Origin of the sequence: Sphingomonas sp., from assembly GCF_039595165.1 — a bacterium.
GTDB lineage: Bacteria > Pseudomonadota > Alphaproteobacteria > Sphingomonadales > Sphingomonadaceae > Sphingomonas.
This window is the reverse complement of the sequence record NZ_JBCNMA010000177.1, coordinates 1-5489: the sequence shown is the minus strand read 5'-3', so window position 1 is coordinate 5489 and position 5489 is coordinate 1. Positions and strand designations below refer to the sequence as shown.

The window sequence follows — 5489 nt, the reverse complement described above, 5'->3', positions numbered from 1 at the left end:
CGTGCAGAAGGACAGCGCGCGCGCCTTCATCGCGCAGAAGCTCGATGAGCGGAACGAGCGCCACCGCAAGATGGGCGACAGCCGCTACGTCGTCGAACCCAACCTCAAGGAGGGCAAGGGCGGGCTGCGCGACCTCCACACCCTCTTCTGGATCGGGAAATACACTTACGGCGTGCGCGAGCCGGCCGAGCTGGTCGGCGCGGGGCTGCTGACCAAGCTGGAGTACCGCCAGTTCCGCCGCGCGGAGAATTTCCTGTGGGCGGTGCGCTGTCACCTGCACAATATCGCCGGGCGCGCCGAGGATCGCCTCACCTTCGACTTCCAGCGCGAGATCGCCGAGCGCATGCGCTACGCCGACCGGCCCGGCAAGTCGAAGGTCGAGCGCTTCATGCACTTCTACTTCCTGCAGGCGAAGATGGTCGGCGACCTGACCGGGGTGTTCCTCGCGCATCTCGACGAGAAGTTCGCGGCGCGCGGGAGCCGCTTCGGGCTGCCGCGCATCCGCCGCTCGCCGACCAAGCTCAAGGGTTTCGTGCTCGACCGCGGTCGGCTGGCGCTGCCGCGCGACAGCTTCTTCGCCGAGGATCCGGTGCGGCTGCTGGAAGTGTTCCAGCTCGCCGACCTGCACGGGCTGGAGGTGCATCCGCTGACGATGCGCGCCGCCGCGCGCGATGCCAAGCTGATCGACGACAAGCGCACCGATCCGCGCGCCAACGCGCTGTTCATGGACGTGCTGACGTCCCCACGCGATCCCGAAACGGTGCTGCGCTGGATGAACGAGGCGGGGGTGTTCGGACGCTTCGTACCCGATTTCGGCCGCGTCGTCGCGCAGATGCAGTTCGACATGTACCACCATTATACGGTGGACGAGCATTCGATCCGCGCGATCGGGCTGCTCAGCCAGATCGAGAAGGGCGACCTCAAGGAGGACCATCCGCTGGCGAGCGGCATCCTCGACCAGATCGCCTCGCGCCGTGCGCTGTTCGTCGCGGTGCTCCTCCACGACATCGCCAAGGGGCGCGGCGGCGACCATAGCGAGCTGGGTGCCGAGGTGGCGTTGAAGCTGTGCCCGCGGCTCGGCCTCAGCGCGGCCGAGACCGAGACGGTGGCGTGGCTGGTGCGCTGGCACCTGCTGATGTCGGCGACCGCGTTCAAGCGCGACCTCAGCGACTTCAAGACGATCCTCGACTTCGCCGAGGTGGTGCAGTCGCCGCAGCGGCTGATGATGCTGCTGGTCCTTACCATCGTCGACATCCGCGCGGTGGGGCCGGGCGTGTGGAACGGGTGGAAGCGCCAGCTGCTCACCAACCTCTTCGACAGCGCCGAGGAGGTGCTGCGGCTCGGCCACAAGCAGCGCGGCCGCGGCGAGCGCATCACCGCCAAGCAGGAGGCGCTCGCAGCGGCGCTGGGCCGCGACGTCGGCGCGCTGATCAAGCGGCTGCCCGAAGCCTATTGGGTCGCGGAGCCCGAGGACGTGATCGAGCGCAACGCGCGCTTCATCGCACGCGCGGGCGAGGGGGAGCTGTCGGTCGAGGCGACGGTCTATCCCGATCGCGGCGCGACGCTGGTGACGGTCTATGCCGCCGACCATGCCGGCCTGTTCTACCGCATCGCCGGCGCGATCCACGCCGCCGGCGGCAACATCATCGACGCGCGCATCCACACCACGCGCGACGGCATGGCGATCGACAATTTCCTGGTGCAGGACCCGCTCGGCCGCCCGTTCGACGATCCCGGCCAGCTCGCGCGGATCGAGACCGCGATCGCCGAGGCGCTGGCCAACCGCGCCAAGCTGACCGAGCGGCTCGCGGCGAAGCCATTGCCCCGGCCCCGCGCGGACGCCTTCCCGATCGAGCCTGCGGTGCTGATCGACAACAAGGCGTCGAACCGCTTCACGGTGATCGAGGTGAATGCCCGCGACCGCCCGGCGCTGCTCCACCACCTCGCCTATGCGCTGTTCCAGTCGAAGGTGACGATCCATTCGGCGCATGTCGCGACCTATGGCGAGCGCGCGGTCGACACCTTCTATGTGACCGACCTGACCGGCGACAAGATCGGCGCGACGCTGCGCCTCAAGTCGCTCGAGCGGCGGATGCTCGACGCCGCGACCGGCCTTGGGGAATTCGCCACCGCCGCTTAATTCTCCCTTGGTCAGCCGGGCCCCGAGCCGGGCCAGGGCTTCTTCGGCGCAACAGAGACAGCCCCGCCCCGGCTCAAGGCCGGGGTGACGCAAGTATCGCTTTCAGGCGCAAACCCCCATAAGCTCGGCCATCACGACCGGGAGACATAGTGATGGGCGTACTCGGCATGGGCGGGCTGTTCTTCCGGGCGAAGGATCCGGATGCGCTGACCGGGTGGTATCGCGAGCATCTGAACATCGGCACGCGCTGCACCGCCGACGACGAAGGCGAGCCCGACGACTGGTTCTGGCAGACCAAGGGCGGGCCGATGGTGTTCGCGCCGTTCAAGGCCGACACCGACTATTTCGCGGCGGACAAGGCGTTCATGATCAACCTGCGCGTCCGCGATCTCGAGGGGATGCTCGAGCAGCTCAACGCGGCGGGGATCGCGATCATCACCAAGGAGGAATGGGACACGCCCGAGACGGGCAAGTTCGCGCGCATCCACGATCCCGAGGGCAACGCGATCGAGTTGTGGGAGCCGCCGGCAGGGTAGCCATTGCCGTCACCCCAGCGAGAGCCGGGGTCTCGGGCCACGAACGCTTCCTGCACGGCGGGAGACCCCAGCTTCCGCTGGGGTGACGGCGATTAAGCTATTTCGGCGCCAGCACCATCAGCATCTGGCGGCCTTCCATGCGCGGATAGGACTCGACCTTGGCGTCCTCGGCGGTGTCGGCCTGAACGCGCTGGAGCAGCGCCATGCCGAGCTGGCCGTGGCTGAGCTCGCGGCCGCGGAAGCGCAGGGTGATCTTCACCTTGTCGCCCTCGCCGATGAACTTGTGCACCGCCTTCATCTTGGTGTCGTAGTCGTGGTCGTCGATGTTCGGACGCATCTTGATCTCCTTGATCTCCTGCGTCTTCTGCGACTTGCGTGCGAGGTTGGCCTTTTTCTGGGCCTCGTACTTGTACTTGCCGACATCGAGGAACTTGGCGACGGGCGGATCGGCATTGGGCGACACCTCGACCAGGTCGAGGCCCAGCTCCTGCGCCTGCTCCATCGCCTCGCGCGTGTACATCACGCCCAGATTCTCGCCCTCATGGTCGATCACGCGGACCTTGGGCGACTGGATGAATTCGTTGAAGCGCGGGCCGGTCGGCACCGGGGGCGCGAACCCGCGCCGGGACATGGGAGGACGTATGGAGGATTCTCCTGTTACAGTTCTAAGCGGTCAAGATAGCGCGTCACGGCGCGACAGGGTAGCCCTGCCGCGCGAGTCCGGCGAAAAAGCCACACGCTGTGGCGCGGGCGCTACGTCGATATGGGGCGCGAACGCCGTTCAGGCAAGCGGCCAGAGCCGGTCGACCGGGCGTTCGAGCACGCGCGCGGCGACCGGGTGCAGCACTTGCGGCGCGAGGCGGCCCGCTGCCGTGGCCCTGGCGAGCCACTGTTCGATGTCGCCACCGGTCTCGACCCATTTGTCCTGACGGAGCAGGCCGTAGAGGCCGGCGGCGAGGACGTGGATGCCGTCATCGGCCTGGCGCCAGCGGTCGGCGGGGTTGCGGCCGACGCCGAGCGCTTCGCTGATGAGCTGGTCGAGCGCCTCGCACATATCCTCGTTGAGCATTCCGTCGAGCGTGGTGTAGCCCCATTTGGGATCGTGCTCGCGGACGATTCGCGGGATCAGCGGGTCCTTCGCCAGCACCGCCAGCGCCGCGGTCGCCGCGGGGCCGTCCATCGGGAAGGGCGGGTGCAGCATCTCGTGCGCGGCGATGCGGATCGTGGTCGCGGTGTCATTGCCGAACGCCTGGACGAAGGTCTGGTCCTGCATCTTGGCGCCGTGCGGCTTGGCGAAGGCGAGCAGGACGACGTTGATCGTCGGATCGAAGGTGCGGCCGGTGAGCTTCTCCTGCCAGCGGATCACGTCGTAGCGGGCGAGCGCGCGCGCTTCCTCGGCCATGCGCGCTTCGAAATCGGGGCCGAGCGTCTCGAGCCGGAACGCGGCGAAGCCGGCGGCACGCATCGCGGTGAACACGCGGATCAGGCGCGGGGCGTTGGCCTTGAGCCAGACGAAATCGGCATCCTCGCGGCTCGGGTTCTTGACGAAGGCGGGGCGCACCTTGCCGTCGAGGTCGGACAGCAAAGCGATCACCGAATCGAGATTGGTGACCCCTGCCCCGCTCAGGATGTTGGCGAGCACCGGCCAGAGCAGGCCGAAGGTGGATTTGTCGGATTCGTCGGCGAGCCTGGGGATGTCGGCGCGGACGTCGGCGGGGAGCCTGGGCCCGAACGCGTCGGCCTCGGCGGCGTAGCGCGCGCGGTAGAGATCGCGGCCGGACAGCGCGCCGAGAAAGGCGATCGCGTCGAAGCCCTCCGAGCCGATCACGTTCCAGCGCGTGCGCATCGGCGGTTTCGCCATCTGCGCGAAGGCGGGGAGCGCGGAGACGAGGGGGAGCGCGAGCGCGGCGGCGAGGAGGTTGCGGCGGTTCATGGCTGTGTTGCTAGACTAGACCACCTCCGCAGGCTTGAACGGACTTTGCCTTTGGGATGAATCGACGTTTCAATCTTCCCCCGCCAGGGGGAGGATTGAGAACCGTCCTAGCGCGACACCTTGAGCTGCGACGGCGTGCGGCCGGTCAGCGCCAGCGCCGCGCGGGCGAAATGGGCCTGGTCGGCGAAGCCGTGCTCGGCGGCCAATGCGGCAAGCGTATCGCGCCAGCCGGCCAGCGCGCGGACGGCGCGGCGGGTGCGCGTCTCGAGGCGGAAGCGCTTGGGGCTTACCCCGTAAGCGCGCGCGAAGCCGCGGCTGACCGAAGCGGGATCGAGGCCGGTCGCCGCGGCCCAGTCGCGGATCGCGAGATCGGGGTCGTCGGCGAGCGCAGCGGCGAGAAGATCGGGCCAGTCGCCGGGAGTCGCAGGGGTCGCGATCGCCGTGTCGCGGACCAGTTGCGCAGCGGCCAGCGAGTCGCGTTCCGCCAGCCGCGCCACCGCGTCGAGATCGGCGACGCGCAGCGGCCCTTCGGCCAGCCCGGCGGGCAGCGGCAGGTTGAGCACCCGCGCGCCGTTGGCGCCGAAGCCGTCCTGATGCGCCGACCAGGCGTGATGGACCACCGCCATCCCCGCCTGCGCACGGATGCGGCCGCTCTCGCCCGCTTCGAGATAGCCGCCATCGAGCACGACCGCGACATAGCCCGACTCATGCCGGTGCCGCGCCAGCCGCTCGCCCGCGCCGTTGCGGTCGCGGGCAAGACGATCGGCACCGGCCGGTTCGAACGCGCCGCCGGCGACGTGAACAATTTCCGCCGCTCGCCCGAATATGACGCCGCCGTCCTCGCACTTGCCGCCGGGCTGATCCAGGACATGAAGCTGGG

5 protein-coding genes are annotated in these 5489 nt (G+C 68.7%); 2 read left to right on the top strand and 3 right to left on the bottom strand.

What is annotated here, in order from left to right:
- Both ABDV68_RS18130 and ABDV68_RS18125 read left to right on the top strand, forming a co-directional pair.
- Positions 1-2140: [protein-PII] uridylyltransferase (locus ABDV68_RS18130; protein WP_343521498.1), on the top strand; the 2140-nt coding region annotated here is incomplete at its 5' end.
- A gap of 152 nt (positions 2141-2292) precedes the next feature.
- Entirely contained in the window at positions 2293-2676 is a 384-nt protein-coding gene (locus tag ABDV68_RS18125) for a VOC family protein (protein WP_343521497.1), read from the top strand.
- A 97-nt stretch (positions 2677-2773) separates the two neighbouring features.
- Here the strand turns inward: ABDV68_RS18125 and infC are convergent, their stop codons facing one another.
- From infC to ABDV68_RS18110, 3 genes are all read right to left on the bottom strand, one after another.
- Positions 2774-3307, bottom strand: coding sequence for a translation initiation factor IF-3 (gene infC / locus ABDV68_RS18120; RefSeq protein ID WP_265118428.1), 534 nt, complete (start codon positions 3305-3307; stop codon positions 2774-2776).
- 150 nt (positions 3308-3457) lie between these two features.
- On the bottom strand, positions 3458-4609 hold the full coding sequence (locus ABDV68_RS18115) for a hypothetical protein (protein WP_343521496.1): 1152 nt from the start codon (positions 4607-4609) through the stop codon (positions 3458-3460).
- Positions 4610-4716: 107 nt separating this feature from the next.
- The gene (locus ABDV68_RS18110) at positions 4717-5295 is read right to left on the bottom strand and encodes an AraC family transcriptional regulator (protein WP_343521495.1); all 579 of its coding nucleotides are present in this window, start codon (positions 5293-5295) and stop codon (positions 4717-4719) included.
- Between the last annotated feature and the right edge of the window lie 194 nt (positions 5296-5489).